Consider the following 17,275-nt stretch of genomic DNA (forward strand, 5'->3'; position numbering starts at 1 on the left):
GAAATAATGAAGTTAAAGACTGATACTCTCTATGCGAAGCCGCTGTATGCCTGCCGGCACACGCACTTCGACGATGTCGCCCACCTTCTTGTTGAGCAAAGCCTGTGCTATGGGCGACTTGATAGAAATCTTACCTTCGCGCAGGTTGGCCTCGTGCGGGCTGGCAATGGTGTAGGTCATGCGGGCATTGTTGGCCAGGTTGGTCATCTCCACCTTGTTCAGCAGCCCGATGCCATCGTTGTTCAGCACCGCCTTATCAATGACGCGTGCATTCTCGAGCACCCGCTGGCGGAAGCGAATCTGACTGAGCAGTCGGCCCTGTTCGCGTTTGGCAGCATGGTATTCGAAGTTCTCGCTTAGGTCGCCTTTGTCGCGCGCCTCGGCGATAGCGTCTCGCACTTGCGGCAGCTCCACGTTCTCCAGGTGGCGGAGTTCGGCTACGAGCTTGTCGTAGCCCTCTTGAGACATATATTCCATAACGTACTCTCTCTCCTTAGTGATTAGATGCTTAGCTCGTCGAGCACCTTGATAAGCTTCTTATTGAAAGGCTTGTCTGTGCGGATACACTCAGAGAATGGCACATATACAATTTCATTGTTACGAATGCCCACCATCACGTTGCGCTGTCCCTGCTTGATAGCCTCAATGGCGCCAACGCCTGTGCGCGAAGCCAGGATGCGGTCGTGGGCAGAAGGTGTACCACCGCGCTGCAGGTGACCAAGGATAGATACGCGGACGTCGAATTCTGGGAACTCTTTCTTCACGCGGTCGGCATAATATAGGGCACCGCATTTTGGACTTTCGGAGACAATGACGATGCATGACTTCTTCGACTTGCGAATACCTCGTCCCATGAACTGTGATAACTGGTCCACATCGGTTACGTCCTCAGGGATGATGGCAGCCTCGGCACCGCTGGCAATGGCAGAGTTCTGTGCCAGGAAGCCAGCGTCGCGTCCCATCACCTCGACAAAGAAGATGCGCTCGTGCGAGTTGGCCGTGTCGCGGATGCGGTCCACACACTCCATGATGGTGTTCATGGTGGTGTCGTAGCCAATGGTAGAGTCGGTGCCATAGAGGTCGTTGTCGATGGTGCCAGGCAGACCAATCACGGGGAAGTCGTACTCCATGCCGAAGTTGCGCGCACCCGTCAGCGAGCCGTTGCCACCAATCACCACCAGTGCATCAATCTCTTCCTTCTTACAAGTCTCGTAGGCCTGCTGTTGTCCTTCGGGTGTCATAAACTCCTTTGAGCGGGCCGTCTTCAGGATGGTGCCGCCACGGTTGATGATACCACTCACGTCTTCGGTGGTGAACAACTTGACGTCGCCCTTGATCAGGCCGTCGTAGCCGCGATAGATACCTTTGATGTTGAAGCCATTGTAGATGCCGGCACGTGTTACGGCACGAATAGCAGCGTTCATTCCGGGAGCATCGCCACCAGAAGTCAGGATACCGATAGTCTTTATTTTAGTCATAATAATTGTGCAATAATGTTTAATTTACGTAAATCGGGAGCAAAGTTACACATTTTTTTTCGTTGAAGGGCTGATTAAAGGATTTTTAATGTAACTTTGCTTTGCAAAAAGCTGAAAACCAAAGTAATGAGATCTTAGTTTCATCAACCTAAACAATAGTAATAATGAGAAAATTCTTTTTGACAACGCTTGCTGTGGCAACTGTGATGTGTGCCCAGGCAAGAGGTGGAGCAGTGGCTCCGAAAAACGAGAAAGGACCTACGATGGGCTGGAGTTCATGGAACACGTTTTCTGTTCACATTTCCGAGGACATCATCAAAGGTCAGGCCGACGCTATGGTCAGCCAGGGACTGAAGGATGTGGGCTATGAGTACATCAACATTGACGATGGCTTCCAGTATGGTCGTACGCCCGATGGAAAGGTGTGCATCCATCCCGAGCGTTTCCCCAACGGACTGAAGGTGGTGAGTGACTATATCCACTCGAAAGGCCTGAAGGCTGGCATCTACAGTGATGCCGGAGACTGCACTTGCGGCAGCATCAGTAATGGCGATGTGAAGAACACCAATGTGGGACTTTATGGTTACGAGCAGATAGACTGCGACTACTACTTCAAAGAGTGTGAGTTTGACTTTATCAAAGTGGACTATTGTGGCGGCATCCACCTGGGACTCAATGAGCAGAAACAGTACAGCCGCATTCACGACGCCATCGTCAATACGGGGCGTGACGTGCGCTATAACCTGTGCCGATGGGCCTATCCGGGCACGTGGTGTCATGATGTGTCAACGTCGTGGCGCACCACTGGCGACATCTACGACGGATGGGAGTCGGTGAAAGGCATTTTGAACGAGAACCTCTACATGTCGGCTTACTGCTATGATGGCTGCTATAACGATATGGACATGCTGGAGGTGGGTCGATCGATGACGGCAGAGGAGGACAAGACACATTTCGGCATGTGGTGCATCATGGCCAGTCCGCTGCTGATCGGTTGTAACATGGCAACCATCAACGAGCGTGCGCTGGAGTTGTTGAAGAACCAAGAGCTGATTGCCTTGAACCAGGATCCGCTGTGCTTGCAGGCCTACGTTGTGCAGCATACAGGCGATACCTATGTCTTGGCTAAGGACATCCTGACGCTCCACGGAACGACACGTGCCGTGGCTCTCTATAATCCGTCTGACAAGCCCGTGCAGATGAGCGTCAGCTTCGGCGAACTGGACCTTGGGGGCAAGGTGGCCGTGCGCGATGTGTTTGAACATCAGGATTTGGGAACAATGGAGAAAGCGCTCTCAGTGCTTGTACCAGCCCATGGTACCCGTATCTATACCTTGACTGCCGAGCAGCGCTTGATGCGTTATTTGTATGAGGCAGAGACGGCCTTTCTTGGCGATTATCAGGAGGTGTCGAACAACGAGGCGCTGGGCACCGCCAACTATCAGACGGGCGATGGCGCCAGCGGACGAGCCTTTGCCGGTTGGCTGGGCGGTCGCCGCAGCAACTATCTGGAGTGGAAGGATGTCTATGTGGCTGAGGCCGGCGACTATGTGGTTCACTTCCGTGTCGCTACACAAGACAAGCGCTCGTTTACGGTCGAGGTGAATGGTAACATTGCCGGTGCAATTGAGGCACAAACGCCGGGATGGGGTGATTTCAGAGAGTATGAGATGACCGTCAGTTTGATGGCCGGCTCAAACAGTATCCAGCTGTACAACGAGGATGCCTGGATGCCTAATATTGACCGCATGACAGTGGAGAAGATGGGCGAGACAACAGTCGTGGACCGTAGCTTGGATGAGGCAGCCTCACGGTTGAAGTCGCTGGCCGACGAGAGTAGTCTGCCTGCAGCTTTCATGCAAAAGGTGAATGGACTGGTGGACAGGGCAACTTCCAACGAGCTGACGGCAGATGAGAAGCCCCGCGTGCTGACTGACGTTGACAATATGCTGAAGTCGGTGGTTGCAGTGGTTCCCCTCTGCGAAGAGTTTCAATTGTGGAAAGGCGCTGCCGAGAAGAATGCGGCAGTCAGTATTGAATCTACAGCGCTGAGCACCCTGAACACTTCGATGACTTCTGCCGAGACGAAACTTGCGCAGGCAGAAACACAAGATGCTGTTAATAGCGCACTGAACTCGTTGAAGACCGCTGTAAAAAACTATCTGAAGGCGTTGGATGCTCAGCCCAAAGATGGCGAGTCGCTCGACATGACATTGCTCGTTACTAACTATGACTTTTCATCGACCAGCGGTTGGATGGGTAACCCTACCTACCGTTCGGGCTGTGGCGAGGAGTTCAACAAAGATTTCGATATGTATCAGATGCTCTCTGGTATGAAGCCAGGCATCTATACCGTGAGGTGCAACGCCCTCTACCGTGTGGAAAAGAATGAAGGCGACGGGAAGTATAAGGCTGGAACGGAAGATGTGCAGGCCTATTTCTATGTGAACAACCAAACGCAAAAGGTGAAATCGCTGTACTCGGAGGAATGGCCAGAGGCAGAACAGTATGGCAGGGTGGACAACCTGAATGGTTATCCCAACAGTATGTATGCTGCCGAGATGCGATTTGCCGAAGGACATTATCTGAACGAGATGGAATACACGCAGACTACGAAAGCTTCGTTGCGCATCGGACTGAAGACCAGCGGACATCAGGACGATAGCTGGTGCTGCTTTGATAATTTCTCGCTTAGCTATAAGCCACTGCCCGTTGAAACAGGCATACGGCATAGCGAAATGGGAAAGCAGACTAGTCGGGCTTACACGCTCTCTGGCATGAAAGCCAAGGATAAAAGTTCGGCTCTGGTGATAAAAGATGGAATAAAGGTGCTCGCTCAATGAGCACCTTTTTTTGCGGCTTTTGTATAGAACATTAGCATTTATTTACTACCTTTGCACTTGAAATCAGTAAAATCGTTTACTATGAGACCTATTTATTACATCCGACTGGCAGCGCTTTGGCTCGGCATCTGTGCCGTGACAGCCTGCAATAATAACGATGAAAGCAGGCTGCTGCCCACCGACGACAGTAGCCAGTTTGCAAACCTGACGGACGTGGTGCCCGATGCTATTCTGGAGATACGCTACTATGGTACGTACAACTTCGTGGGCACTCGCATCGACGGCTATGAGCAGCCCACAGCCCTGATGACCAAGGTGGCTGCCGACAGTCTGCGCGCCGTGAGCGACGACGTGATGGTGCTGGGCTACAGACTGAAGATTTATGATGCCTATCGTCCGCAGAAAGGCGTGGACCACTTTGTACGCTGGGCAACAAACGTGGCCGATACGCTGATGAAACAGTACTTCTATCCAGACCTGGACAAGAGTGTGCTGTTCGAACAGGAATATATCTACGAGCGTAGTGGTCACACCCGTGGTAGCACGGTGGACCTGACACTCTTTGATATGAAAACGGAAAAGGAACTTGATATGGGCGGAACGTTCGACTGGTTCGGACCGGAAAGTCACCCAGACTTCTGTGGTAATCCTGAGACGGGCGAATATACCGGTGATAACAGCAAGAGCCCCACTGGGCGCTCTATCACCGAACAGCAGTTTGCCAACCGCATGATACTCCGCCAGGCTATGATGCGTCATGGCTTCAAACCACTTGACTCCGAATGGTGGCACTTCACACTGAAGGATGAGCCATTCCCAGATACTTATTTTACATTCCCTGTTAAACAATTAAACTAAATGAGAAAAACAATTTTGAGCGCGCTGATGATGCTCGCTACGTGCGTGAGTGCACAGAATGTACAGTTGCATTATGATTTCGGTCGTAATATCTACTCTAACGAGGAGGCTGGTCGACAGAAGGTGACAATGACCTTGGAGCAGTTTAAGGCTGACCAGTGGGGTTCGTGGTTCTACTTCGTTGATATCGACTTCAGTCGTAAGTTCACAGAGGCTGCCTATGCCGAGATCTCGCGTGAATTCAATATTGGTAGTAAGGGTTTTGCTGCCCACGTGGAGTATGATGGCGGACTCAACAAGGGAGGCAGTTTCCAGCAGTCGGCTCTGTTGGGTGGTGCCTGGAACGGACATAACGCTGACTTCTCGAAGACTTACTCGGTGCAGCTGATGTACAAGCGCTACTTCAAGAGTTATAATTATACCAACGCTTACCACTCGCTGCAGTTGACTGGCGTTTGGGGACTGAACTTTGCCGACAAATGGCGCTTCGCTGGCTTCATCGACTTCTGGCGTGGCGAGAAGGCCAACGGCCATGGACAGCTGGTTGTGCTGACCGAGCCTCAGTTGTGGTACAACGTGAACGATCATCTGAGCGTTGGTACCGAGGTGGAGATTAGCGATAACTTCGTTTACAACTTGTATAACGACAAGTCGTTCTTCGTGAACCCAACATTAGGTGTGAAATGGAACTTCTAATTCTCTTGCTGTTCTTGTTCCTGCCCTTTGGCAGTGCACAGGCTCAAGGCGACTTTGTGAAGGGTGCTGACATCGGTTGGCTGACCGCACAGGAAAAGAATGGACAGAAATTCTACGACAACCAGGGCCGCCAGCGCGACCTCATGGAACTGCTGAAGACCGACTACCAGATGCGTGCCGTGCGACTGCGTGTGTGGGTGAACCCCAAAGACGGATGGTGCGGACGCGAGGACGTGCTGCAGAAGGCACTGCGCGCTAAGGCGCTGGGCATGGATGTGATGCTCTGTTTCCACTATAGCGACTGGTGGGCAGATCCCGGCAAACAGCCCATTCCCGCTGCGTGGAAGTTCTATGGCTATCGCAAGATGCGCCGGGCGCTGGCCCAGCATACCACCGACGTCATCCAGTTGCTGAAGTCGCATGGCGTCACACCGCGTTGGGTGCAGGTGGGCAACGAGACCAGCAACGGCATGCTGTGGGACATGGGTCACATCAAGAAGCATCCGCGTCACTACGCCGGCTTTATCCGTGCTGGCTATGATGCCGTGAAGAAAGTGTCGCCAGAGACCATCGTCATTGTGCATCTGGATAATGGTTTTGATCCTAAGCTCTACGACGAGAACCTGGGCATCGTGCTGAAATACGGTGGTAAGTTCGACATGATTGGCATGTCGCTCTATCCCTACTGGGCGTTGGAAGCTAAGCGTGAGCCCACCGAGGAGCAGTGCATCATGGACTGTATGGCCAACATCCGCAGGGTCACAGAGAAATTCAATCGCGACGTGATGATCGTCGAGACCGGTTTCCTGGTCGATGAACAGCATCCGGAAGTGATGGAGAAGGGTAGGGAACAGCTCAGGCGCATCATTCGCGAAGCACGCAATGAGTGCAACGGGCGCTGCCGTGGCATCTTCTACTGGGAGCCACAGTGCCTGCCCAGTGCCTATAAGTTGGGTGCCTTCAGCAGTAAAGGTGCACCCACAGCTATCATGGATGGTTTCGTGGAAAAATAGAAACAAAAAGAATAGTGCCGCTAAACCTGCTGTTTGGCGGCACTAAAGTATCGCTTTGGCGGCACTAAACGATGGGTTTGGTGCCGCCAAACTATTTGTCTTGTTTAATAGGATGCTTGACAAGGAATTCCGGCAGCGATGACGCGATCGCGGATGGCATCCAGTTCTTCGTGTGTAGCTTTCTGCAGAAGCTTGTCGGGCGTCTCGCGGTCGATGGTGTAAATCATCACCTGGCGAGGGGCAATGGCCTTGACTGCCTCCAGCCACGGACCCACATATTCCTCTGAGGTGTTGTCGCTGTGGTCGCCATGCATGAACATGGTCTGGATGATGACGTGCCCGTTGAAGCGCTTCAGGTCTTCTATAATCTGCTGCACGTCGTAGTGGCCCGTGGGTCGATCTACCTTATTTATATATATAGGGTCAACAGTGTCCAGTTTCATGATATTGTTGTCCACACGCATCAACGCATCGTGAACGGCCTGACGGTGAATCATGGTCGAATTGCTCAGCACAGATACCTTCGCTTGAGGGAAGTATTTGTCGCGCAGGCGCAGCGTGTCGTCTATAATCTCAGGAAACTCGGGGTTGGCCGTGGGCTCACCATTGCCAGCAAAGGTCAGCACATCGGGGGTAGGGCCGTTCTGCTGCATGTCTTGCAGCTTGGCCTCAAGAGCCTCTGCCACCTGTTGACGATGAGGCATGGGCAGATGAGGACGGTGGTCGGCATTGAAGCCACACTCACAGTAGATGCAGTCGAAGGTGCACACCTTGCCATCGGCTGGCAGTAGGTTGATACCCAGCGATGTACCCAAACGACGACTGTGGATGGGACCGAAAATCGGAGAAGGATAAATAATCGTACTCATAATGGCGGCAAAAGTAAGTTTTTTCTGTCAGCTATGATAAAAAGTAAGGGGCTCTTTAACTCCTTTTAACGTGTTTGTGGTATAAAACTACCAAAAAAGACGTAACTTTGCAGACAATTTGGTGTATTACGCCTTAAAGCGAATGAAGAATAGAAAAAAGAAGACCCGCCGCCGTTATGGCTTGCAGGTCGTAACACTATGCATCAGCACTACTATGGTGTTGGTAATGTTGGGTTTGGTGGTCATGTCTGTCTTGACAGCACGAAACCTTTCTACTTTTGTGCGTGAAAACGTAACGATGAACGTGATGCTGGGCGATACGGTGTCTGTCAGCGAGGGTGTGGAACTGGGAAACATGATTTTGGCGCAGCCTTATGCCAAGCATGTGACCTATATCAGCAAGGAGCATGCGCTGAAGACCATGACCGAGGTGATGGGTGCCGATCCTAAGGAGTTTACGGGTGTGAACCCCTTTGAGGCCGAACTGGAGGTGCAGATGAATGCCGACTATGTGGACACTGATTCCATGCGAAAGATATCCGACCATCTGATGACCAACGAAAAGGTGACGGATGTGGCCTATATGGAGAACCAGATAGACGATGTGAATCGCAACGTGCAGCGCGTCAGTGTTGTTCTTCTTGTCTTGTCGCTATTGCTCATCTTCGTCAGCTACTCACTGATTAGTAGCAGTGTGAGGTTGGGCGTCTATTCCAGTCGTTTCTTGATTCACACGATGAAGCTGGTGGGTGCTTCGTGGGGCTTCATTCGTAGGCCATTCCTTCGCAACTCACTGTGCATCGGTGTGTTGTCGGCCTTTATTGCCTGTCTGGTACTTGGCGGTGTGGTCTATGGTCTGTTCCGCTACGAGCCTGGTATTACCGACATCCTGACGTGGCGCGAGATGGTCATCACGGGCTGCGCTGTGTTCTTGGCCGGTTTCCTGATTATGTTGTTCTGCACACTGTTGTCGGTCAACAAGTTCCTGCGCATGACGGCCAATGAGGTTTATAAGATTTAAGTTAATAGAAATATAGAGTTATCATTTCATGAATAAGAGAGATTTTGCATTTGGAAAGATGAACTACATCCTGCTGGCAGTGGGCATGCTCATTGTCATCATAGGATTTATTCTGATGGGTGGCGACAGTTCTACGGCGGACGCCTTCAATCCTAATATCTTCAGCGCTCGTCGTGTCAAGGTGGCTCCAGTGGTTTGTCTGCTGGGCTTCGTGTCGATGATATATGCCGTTGTCTATAAGTCGAAGGAAGATAAGGAGGAGGCCGAATGACCTGGATTGAGACCATCATCATAGCTATTGTCGAGGGACTCACGGAGTTCCTGCCCGTATCATCTACGGGTCATATGATCATCACGCAGAACCTGCTGGGACTAGACCCTGCATCGCTGAGTGAAAGCGATAAGGCCTTTGTGCATGCCTTCACATTCATCATCCAGTTTGGTGCTATCCTGTCGGTGGTATGCCTCTATTGGAAACAGTTCTTCCAGTTTGACAACAGTCCTGCGCCTGCCGGAAGTAGCTGCTTGCAGAAGCTGAAGCATCGCTTCAATTTCTACTGGTTGCTGGTTGTCGGTGTGCTGCCTGCAGTCGTTATCGGCTTGTTGGCTAAGAAGTCGGGAGTGCTTGACTGGTTGCTCGACAGCGTCGAGGTGGTAGCCGTCATGCTGGTTGTCGGAGGCATTTTCATGTTGTTCTGCGACAAGCTCTTCAACAAGGGTACCGACGAGAATAAGGTGACAGAGAAGCGTGCGTTCAATATTGGTCTTTACCAGTGTATCTCGGTGATTCCAGGCGTGTCGCGCTCTATGGCAACCATCGTGGGCGGTATGACACAGGGACTGACCCGCAAGCGTGCTGCCGAGTTCTCGTTCTTCCTGGCCGTACCTACAATGGCAGGCGCCACCTTGTTGGATTTGCTCGATTTGTTTAAGGAAGACACGGCATGGGCCACAACACACAACATCACCATGCTGCTCTTGGGATGCGTGGTAGCCTTTGTAGTGGCGCTGCTTGCCATGAAGTGGTTCGTGAACTTCCTGTCGAAATATGGCTTTAAGGCTTTCGGAGTGTATCGTATCATCGTTGGCAGCATTATCATCGTGATGCTGTTGACAGGTCATTCACTAGCAATGGTTGACTGATATGAACTTCCACGAAGGAGCTTTTGTTTTTGTCAACAAGCCTTATCGCATGTCGTCGTTCGGCGCATTGGCTTTTGTGCGCACCCGCCTGTCGAAGAAGTTGGGCGTGAAGCGCCTGAAAACCGGTCATGCCGGAACACTTGACCCGCTGGCAACGGGCGTGTTGATACTGTGCACGGGCAAGGCAACAAAGAAGATAGAGAGTCTGCAACTGCAGAGCAAGGAATATACAGCCACACTGCAACTGGGAGCTACGACACCATCGTTCGATCGTGAACATACGGTAGATATGACCTATCCCACCAAGCACATCACCCGCGAGTTGATACTCCAGGTGCTGAAACAGTTCGAGGGCGACATTATGCAGGTGCCTCCTGTCTATTCTGCCGTGATGGTCGATGGACACCGTGCCTATCATCTGGCCCGCAAAGGCGACGAGGTGGAGCTGAAGGCGAAGCCCGTGAGGATTGATGAGATAGAGCTGACCGACTTTAATCCCGACACCATGCAGATGAGCATCCGCGTGGCTTGTGGCAAGGGAACCTACATCCGCTCGCTGGCACGCGACATCGGTAAGGCACTCAATAGCGGTGCTTTCCTCACAGCCCTCTGCCGCACCCGTTTAGGCGATGTACGTATTGAAGACTGCGTCAAGCTTGACGAGTTCAACGAGTGGCTGGAGCAGCAAGATATAGAAGATTTGAAAAGTAAATAAACAGCAAACAATTAACATACACCATAATGAAGTTATCACAATTCAAATTCAAACTACCAGAGAGCCAGGTAGCTCTCTATCCCCCTCATCGCGCATTCGAGAATGAGGATGGTACGATTGATCGCGTTTATAACCGTGACCAGTGTAAACTGATGGTGATACACCGTAAGAGCGAGAAGATCGATATGTTCAAGAAGGATGCCGAGGGCAACGATACCGAAGAACTGATGACCTTCCGCAATATCGTGGACTACTTCGAAGAGGGTGATACGTTTATCTTTAACGATACACAGGTGTTCCCCGCTCGTCTCTATGGTACTAAGGAAAAGACCGATGCTAAGATTGAGGTGTTCTTGTTGCGTGAGCTCAACGAGGAACTGCGTCTTTGGGATGTGCTGGTAGAGCCCGCACGTAAGATAAGAATAGGCAACAAGTTGTTCTTCGATGGTGAAGGTCCTATGGTGGCCGAGGTCATCGACAATACCACGAGTCGTGGACGTACGCTGCGATTCCTATATGACTGTCCTCACGATGAGTTCAAGCGCGAGCTGTTCTCGCTTGGCGAGGCACCATTGCCACGCTATATCGTTGACCGTCGTCCGGCAGAACCTGATGATATGGAACAGTTCCAGACCATCTATGCACGTCATGAAGGTGCTGTGACGGCTCCAGCTACAGGTCTTCACTTCAGTCGCGAGCTGATGAAGATGATGGAGATTCGTGGTTTTAACTTTGCTTACATCACCGTGCACTGCGGCCTGGGCTCTTTCGATCCTATTGAGGTGGAAGACCTGACCAAGCATAAGATGAACTCTGAGCAGATGATTATCAGTGCTGAGGCTTGCGACATTGTGAACAAGACCAAGGCAGAGGGTCACCGCGTATGTGCCGTGGGCATCAGCACAGCACGTGCCACCGAGTCGGCAGTTGGCACCGATGGCATGCTGAAAGAGTTCGAGGGATGGACCAACAAGTTTATCTTCCCTCCCTACGAGTATGGCCTGGCTAATGCAATGATTACCAATTTCTATCATCCCGAGTCAACCATGCTGATGGCTGCCACAGCCTTTGGTGGTTACGACCTCGTGATGGAAGGCTATAAGAAGGCATTGAAGAACGACTATCAGTTCGGCTGCTATGGCGATGCCATGTTGATACTGGATGATTAAACTGCATAATGTATATCTAGGCCTGGGCTCAAACCTCGGACAGCGTGAGGAGAATATTCTTCAGGCCTATGAGCATATAGAAAGGCTGATTGGACATATTGCGTGCCAATCAGCCTTTTTCTATTCCGAACCATGGGGATTTCAGTCGGCCCATGGTTTTGTAAATACGGCTATTCGTGTGGAAACAGCCCTTTCTCCTTTCGAGGTGCTGAAGCAGACGCAGCACATTGAAAAGCTGTTGGGCAAGACGGCAGCTCATGCCACCATTCGTACTTCTTATGAGGAATGCCAGTATCAGGACCGTCCTATCGACATTGATATCCTGCTTTTCGACGACCTGACCATTGACGAACCGGCATTAAAAATCCCTCACCCGCTGATGCAGGAGAGGGAGTTTGTCATGATTCCGCTTCGCGAAGTGCTGCCGATTACTTACGCAGACCGAGAGCCTTCACAATAGCACGATAGCGGTTGATGTCGTTATCGTAGAGATACTTCAGCAACTTACGGCGACGACCTACCATCTTTGTCAGTGAACGAGCGGTACCGAAGTCCTTGTGGTTAGCCTTCAGGTGCTCTGTCAGGTGCTTGATACGATAGGTGAACAGAGCAATCTGGCTCTCTGCAGAACCGGTGTCTGTTGTTGACTTGCCATACTGGCCGAAAATCTCTTGCTTCTTAGCTTGATCGAGATACATAATTGAAATGTGATTAATTACTGTTTTTGCTCATACATTCTTCCGACGTCATGACGCCTTAATCACAGAGTGCAAAACGTCGTCGAATGCTTCGGACTTTCCGAAAAGCGGGTGCAAAGGTACAAAAAAAAGTGAAAAGTGAAAAGTGAAAAGTGAAAAATTTGCTTAAAACTATCATTTTTTGTAACTTTGCACCCGATTTTACGTAAAATAATTATGCAGGATATCAGAAACATTGCGATTATCGCACACGTTGACCACGGCAAAACAACGCTGGTGGACAAGATGATGCTCGCAGGCAATCTTTTCCGCGAGGGACAGAACCTGTCGAACCAAGTACTGGATGCAAACGACTTGGAGCGCGAACGAGGCATCACTATTCTTTCGAAGAATGTTTCCATCAATTGGAAAGGAACAAAAATCAATATCATTGATACTCCGGGACACTCCGACTTCGGTGGTGAAGTGGAGCGTGTTTTGAATATGGCCGATGGATGTCTGTTGCTTGTCGACGCATTCGAGGGCCCCATGCCTCAGACTCGTTTTGTGCTGCAGAAAGCACTCGAGATTGGCTTGAAGCCTATTGTTGTTGTCAACAAGGTGGACAAACCTAACTGTCGTCCAGAGGAAGTCTATGAGATGGTGTTTGATCTCATGTTCTCTCTGAATGCTACCGAAGACCAGCTGGACTTCCCCGTGGTCTATGGCTCGGCCAAGAATGGCTGGATGAGCGAGGACTACAACAAGCCAACAACCGACATTCATTATCTGCTCGATAAGATTATTGAGGTGATTCCCGCTCCTAAAAAGTTGGAGGGCACACCTCAGATGCTGATCACCTCATTGGACTATAGCAGCTATACGGGTCGTATTGCTGTGGGTCGCGTGCATCGTGGCACCCTGAAGGACGGCATGCAGGTCACCATTGCCCATCGTGACGGTTCGATGGAGAAGACCCGCATCAAGGAGCTCCACACTTTCGATGGTATGGGACATCAGCGCATCGACGAAGTGGAGTGTGGCGACATCTGTGCCGTCATCGGTCTTGAAAAGTTCGAGATTGGCGACACCATCTGTGACATGGAGAACCCAGAGCCACTGCCACCAATCGCTATCGACGAGCCTACCATGTCTATGCTCTTTATGATCAACGACTCACCTTTCTTTGGTAAGGAAGGTAAGTTTGTTACTTCACGCCATATCAACGACCGTCTGGAGAAAGAGCTGGAGAAGAACCTTGCCCTTCGTGTAAAACCTTTCGAGGATTATACCGATAAGTGGGTGGTTTCTGGTCGTGGTGTGCTGCACCTCTCTGTGCTCATCGAGACCATGCGTCGCGAGGGCTACGAGCTTCAGGTTGGCCAGCCACAGGTTATCTACAAAGAGATTAACGGTGTGAAGCACGAGCCTGTTGAGGAACTCACCATCAACGTACCCGAGGAGTTCGCCTCTAAGATGATTGATATGGTGACACGCCGCAAGGGCGAGATGACTTCTATGGAGAGTCAGGGCGAGCGCACCAACATCGAGTTCGACATCCCCTCACGTGGTATCATCGGTCTGCGTACTAATGTTCTGACTGCTTCTCAGGGTGAGGCTATCATGGCACACCGTTTCAAGGAGTATCAGCCATACAAGGGTGAGATAGAACGTCGTGTCAATGGTTCAATGATTGCCTTGGAAACAGGTAACTCTTTTGCTTATGCCATTGATAAGCTGCAGGACCGTGGTAAGTTCTTCATCGATCCAGGTGAGGACGTTTACATGGGTGAGGTTGTCGGTGAGCATGTTCACGACAACGACCTGGTGGTGAATGTCTGCAAGGCTAAGCAGTTGACCAACGTGCGTGCATCTGGTACCGATGATAAAGCTCGCATCATTCCAAAGGTTATCATGTCGCTAGAGGAATGTCTGGAGTATATTAAGGAAGACGAGCTGGTGGAGGTGACACCTAAGTCTATGCGTATCCGCAAGGCTATCCTCGATCACGACCAGCGTAAAAAGGCTGCGAAACAGTGAGCGTAATGATGCTTGCATCGATTACCGAACGCAAGCAGGCTCGACCGAAGGTCAAGGCTAACAAGCAGTAATACTGCTCTCCATCGTTCGGATGGCATACATAAAAAAGTGGCACAGAGGATCCATTCCTTTGTGCCACTTCTTTTATTCTGATAGTCTGACCTTTTTGCTACAGTCTTATTCCTGACTATCGTGTTTCTGGTCGAACAGGCCGGCTTGCTCCAGAATGGGGATGATATGGCTGGCCAGCATTCGTTTGTTGTCCTTTTCTTCCGAGTAGTATTTGTTGCAAAGATCGGTGTCCTTTTTCAACATCTTTTCCATTAGTCTGTCGTTTATCAGTCGCAGATCGATGACGCCCTTTTCATTGCTACCGTGCGAGATGAGGTAACATACCTGACGTTTCATGTGGTTGCTGGCACTGATGGCTCCGCCAATGGCGCCAAACATATAGGCAGATACGAATTCTGACTGGGCTATTTTCTTTCCGATTATTTTGTTTACGATCAGCAGACTGTGCTTGCCAATGCGTCTGGCCTTCACATAACCATTGCCAAAGGGTGTTCCCTCGAACCGCAGGTCGCGACAGTTCACGTAGAGTGTATTGTCGATAGCGATGGCAAAGGCTTCTTTTTTCAGTAGTTTGTCAATAGACTTGTTGCCCGTGGTGAAGGCAAAGTCACTGCCACCCCACCACATCTGATGCGACTTACTGTGGGTCTTGATGTGTATAGAGTCCAGTTCTTCCCATTTGTTGTCCATGAAATCTTCATAGGTCATGCAGAACTTCTTCTGTGCGGTGGTTGTCAGTGATACTAATAGCATGGCTATGCTTAGTATCCATCTCGCGTTGTTTTTTCTCATTGTCAGTGTGTTTTTGGTTTATTGTTGTAGTCTTACAAGTGTGTGCGTAGTGTCAGCATCACTGTTGCACATTTAAAGCCATAAGCTTCGTCCTCAGGTTGGTTGAATCCTTCTGGTCGTTTGAATGTGGCCATCTGTATAGCTGCATCAATGCCAACGCTAAAGTGGTTGTTCAGCATCACACCGAGTCCCACCGATTCCCTCATGCCAAATCCCACTTCGTCGGAACCACTGTCGTGATAATACCCCATGCCAATGCCCACGGAAAGGTCTGCATAGAAGTGTTGTGCGAACGTGCCGCCCATAACCAGATTAGGACCGGCATAGAAGAAATTATAACTCACTTTCGACGTGTTGAAGTAGTTGCCTATTGAAAGGTTTGTCTGGCTGCCATACAGGTCAAAGCCATAGCCCCAAAGGTCTCCTATGCTGTGGATAGACAGGTCGAAAGCAGTACCTCTGGCGTTAGAGATGTAGTCTCTACCGTCGTTCGAGAGGTACATTTTCGATAGAGTCCACATCGGCCCACCACTAATCTTAATGACGCCTTTTCGTGATTCTTTCTCTTTCTCGATGCTGAAATAGCTGCTTGCATCTTCAAAAGAGCTCTCTTCTATAGTGGTATCTTGCTGTTCTTCTTTATCTCCTACCTCAGCCAATGTGCTATATTTGCTCATTTCCTGCTGTGCGGCCTCCTCCTGACGCTGCTTCACCATCTGCTCTTGTTCTTTGCTCATGGCCTGTATGGGTGACTGGTTCTGCTGTATGCCCATGGCCAACAGGTTCTTGATACGTTTAGGTGATATCGTCAGGGCGCTGTTTGTTTCGCCGTCGTAGTAGGCCATCGTACCTTTCAACGTGTTCTTCTCCATGTCGCTATGGTCCACCACCAGGATGTTACCTCCCTGTTGTGCCGTCTCTTTCACAGCCAAGTTCAGTATTCGGGTGTAGCTTTTTTGCAGCGAAGAGTGTCGGCTCTTGATTTTTAGTTGTCCAATGCTGCGCGCTTCGTTGGGTATTGTGTCCCTATGGCCCAGTATCATCACTTGGCTGGTTGCTTTCGGTTCCAGCGCCTGTGTAGTCATTTCGGTCGTTATCTTTGGTGCACAGCCTACCATCAGGCTTGCGGCCATGACAACCATTGCGATATTTTTTTTCATGTAGTTATATGGTTAAAGTCGGTACAAAAGTAACGTATTTTGTCTTGATGTGCAAATATATTACTTAAATTTTTACCTCCCCCCAATATTTTTGATATTCTTATTAAGAATAAGAAAAAAGAGACATACTTACTGATGGTTTAAGTATGTCTCTTGTCAATATATTGTTGTGCTATTATGCGTCGGCAAAGATGCGCCCGTCTTTCAGTTTGATTTCCAGTTTAGTGTATTCACAGTGGAAATCGTTCTTCAAACGGTCCAGGTATCGGCGACTCTCCCAGTGACACATGGGCAGGTCGTGCAACAGATAGTTGCCGCAAGCCTCCGGACGGGTGGCGGGCACCTCTTTCTGTGTCAGTATCCACTCCAAGCATTCGATGGTCAGTTGGCGCATGTCCTCCACCGTATAGGTTCCGGTCATGATGATATACATGCCCGTCAGGCAGCCCATCGGACCAACATACACGACGTCGTCTTTTGCCTCGCTGTTGCGAAACCATGTCGCCATCAGGTGTTCCAGGCTGTGCATCGCAGCAGGCGCCACAGCTGGCTCCTGGTTGGGTTCGGTGATGCGCAGGTCGAAGGTCGTAAATCCTTTGTCCTCTCTCGATACATAGATGCCCGGCTTCAGGTGGGTATGGTCTATTGTAAAACTCGTTATAACTTCCATTTCTTTAATGCCCCCTAAGTTAGGGGGGGTGGGGGTCTGAACAAGCGTTTTCAGTTCCC

General features: G+C 50.4%; 18 protein-coding genes. 11 read left to right on the plus strand and 7 right to left on the minus strand.

Features of this window, described 5'->3' with window-relative positions; translation table 11 throughout:
* Positions 1-12 precede the first annotated feature (12 nt).
* Together greA and pfkA are read right to left on the minus strand one after the other, a co-directional pair.
* Entirely contained in the window at positions 13-477 is a 465-nt protein-coding gene (gene greA, locus T433_RS0104825) for a transcription elongation factor GreA (RefSeq protein ID WP_027449865.1), read from the minus strand.
* Positions 478-500: 23 nt separating this feature from the next.
* Positions 501-1,478 carry a 6-phosphofructokinase gene (gene pfkA, locus T433_RS0104830; RefSeq protein WP_027449864.1) on the minus strand — a complete coding sequence of 326 codons (978 nt, stop codon included), beginning with the start codon at positions 1,476-1,478 and terminating at the stop codon, positions 501-503.
* Between the two features lie 164 nt (positions 1,479-1,642).
* Between pfkA and T433_RS16165 the strand changes: the two genes are divergently transcribed.
* From T433_RS16165 to T433_RS0104850, 4 genes are all read left to right on the plus strand, one after another.
* Positions 1,643-4,321, plus strand: a complete 2,679-nt coding sequence (locus T433_RS16165; protein WP_081778369.1) for an alpha-galactosidase D — start codon at positions 1,643-1,645, stop codon at positions 4,319-4,321.
* Positions 4,322-4,402: 81 nt separating this feature from the next.
* Positions 4,403-5,179, plus strand: a complete 777-nt coding sequence (locus T433_RS0104840) for a M15 family metallopeptidase (RefSeq protein WP_052356993.1) — start codon at positions 4,403-4,405, stop codon at positions 5,177-5,179.
* Positions 5,180-5,875: a DUF5020 family protein gene (locus T433_RS0104845; RefSeq protein ID WP_027455057.1), complete on the plus strand. Its 696-nt coding sequence runs from the start codon at positions 5,180-5,182 to the stop codon at positions 5,873-5,875.
* Entirely contained in the window at positions 5,863-6,888 is a 1,026-nt protein-coding gene (locus T433_RS0104850) for a glycoside hydrolase family 53 protein (RefSeq protein ID WP_027455058.1), read from the plus strand. Before T433_RS0104845 ends, T433_RS0104850 begins: the two co-directional genes overlap by 13 nt.
* A gap of 104 nt (positions 6,889-6,992) precedes the next feature.
* On the opposite strand, the gene T433_RS0104855 is transcribed toward T433_RS0104850, so the two are convergent.
* Positions 6,993-7,757 carry a radical SAM protein gene (locus tag T433_RS0104855; protein ID WP_027455059.1) on the minus strand — a complete coding sequence of 255 codons (765 nt, stop codon included), beginning with the start codon at positions 7,755-7,757 and terminating at the stop codon, positions 6,993-6,995.
* 142 nt (positions 7,758-7,899) lie between these two features.
* On the opposite strand from T433_RS0104855, the gene T433_RS0104860 reads away from it, so the two are divergent.
* From T433_RS0104860 to folK, 6 genes are read left to right on the plus strand one after another with little or no spacing between them, the layout of a single operon-like run.
* Positions 7,900-8,778, plus strand: coding sequence for a cell division protein FtsX (locus T433_RS0104860; RefSeq protein WP_027455060.1), 879 nt, complete (start codon positions 7,900-7,902; stop codon positions 8,776-8,778).
* A gap of 28 nt (positions 8,779-8,806) precedes the next feature.
* Positions 8,807-9,049, plus strand: coding sequence for a DUF3098 domain-containing protein (locus tag T433_RS0104865; RefSeq protein WP_027449858.1), 243 nt, complete (start codon positions 8,807-8,809; stop codon positions 9,047-9,049).
* On the plus strand, positions 9,046-9,921 hold the full coding sequence (locus T433_RS0104870) for an undecaprenyl-diphosphate phosphatase (protein ID WP_027455061.1): 876 nt from the start codon (positions 9,046-9,048) through the stop codon (positions 9,919-9,921). Before T433_RS0104865 ends, T433_RS0104870 begins: the two co-directional genes overlap by 4 nt.
* A gap of 1 nt (position 9,922) precedes the next feature.
* Positions 9,923-10,636: a tRNA pseudouridine(55) synthase TruB gene (gene truB / locus T433_RS0104875; RefSeq protein WP_027449856.1), complete on the plus strand. Its 714-nt coding sequence runs from the start codon at positions 9,923-9,925 to the stop codon at positions 10,634-10,636.
* A gap of 26 nt (positions 10,637-10,662) precedes the next feature.
* Complete coding sequence (gene queA / locus T433_RS0104880) at positions 10,663-11,805, plus strand: tRNA preQ1(34) S-adenosylmethionine ribosyltransferase-isomerase QueA (RefSeq protein ID WP_027455062.1); 1,143 nt, start codon at positions 10,663-10,665, stop codon at positions 11,803-11,805.
* On the plus strand, positions 11,798-12,265 hold the full coding sequence (gene folK / locus T433_RS14650) for a 2-amino-4-hydroxy-6-hydroxymethyldihydropteridine diphosphokinase (protein ID WP_345938759.1): 468 nt from the start codon (positions 11,798-11,800) through the stop codon (positions 12,263-12,265). The genes queA and folK overlap by 8 nt, the downstream gene beginning before the upstream one ends.
* On the opposite strand, the gene rpsO is transcribed toward folK, so the two are convergent.
* Positions 12,234-12,503, minus strand: a complete 270-nt coding sequence (gene rpsO, locus T433_RS0104890) for a 30S ribosomal protein S15 (protein WP_027449853.1) — start codon at positions 12,501-12,503, stop codon at positions 12,234-12,236. The two genes, folK and rpsO, sit on opposite strands and share 32 nt — an antisense overlap.
* 216 nt (positions 12,504-12,719) lie before the next feature.
* Here rpsO and typA point away from each other — a divergent pair, with 216 nt between their 5' ends.
* Complete coding sequence (gene typA, locus T433_RS0104895) at positions 12,720-14,522, plus strand: translational GTPase TypA (protein WP_027455063.1); 1,803 nt, start codon at positions 12,720-12,722, stop codon at positions 14,520-14,522.
* 177 nt (positions 14,523-14,699) lie between these two features.
* Here the strand turns inward: typA and T433_RS14655 are convergent, their stop codons facing one another.
* From T433_RS14655 to T433_RS0104910, 3 genes are all read right to left on the minus strand, one after another.
* On the minus strand, positions 14,700-15,386 hold the full coding sequence (locus T433_RS14655; RefSeq protein WP_155808382.1) for a DUF6563 family protein: 687 nt from the start codon (positions 15,384-15,386) through the stop codon (positions 14,700-14,702).
* A 32-nt stretch (positions 15,387-15,418) separates the two neighbouring features.
* Complete coding sequence (locus T433_RS0104905) at positions 15,419-16,546, minus strand: porin family protein (protein ID WP_027455064.1); 1,128 nt, start codon at positions 16,544-16,546, stop codon at positions 15,419-15,421.
* Positions 16,547-16,721: 175 nt separating this feature from the next.
* On the minus strand, positions 16,722-17,216 hold the full coding sequence (locus T433_RS0104910) for an S-ribosylhomocysteine lyase (protein WP_027455065.1): 495 nt from the start codon (positions 17,214-17,216) through the stop codon (positions 16,722-16,724).
* Positions 17,217-17,275: the final 59 nt, after the last annotated feature.

Origin of the sequence: Xylanibacter brevis ATCC 19188 (genome assembly GCF_000621725.1) — a bacterium.
Taxonomy (GTDB): Bacteria; Bacteroidota; Bacteroidia; order Bacteroidales; family Bacteroidaceae; genus Prevotella; species Prevotella brevis.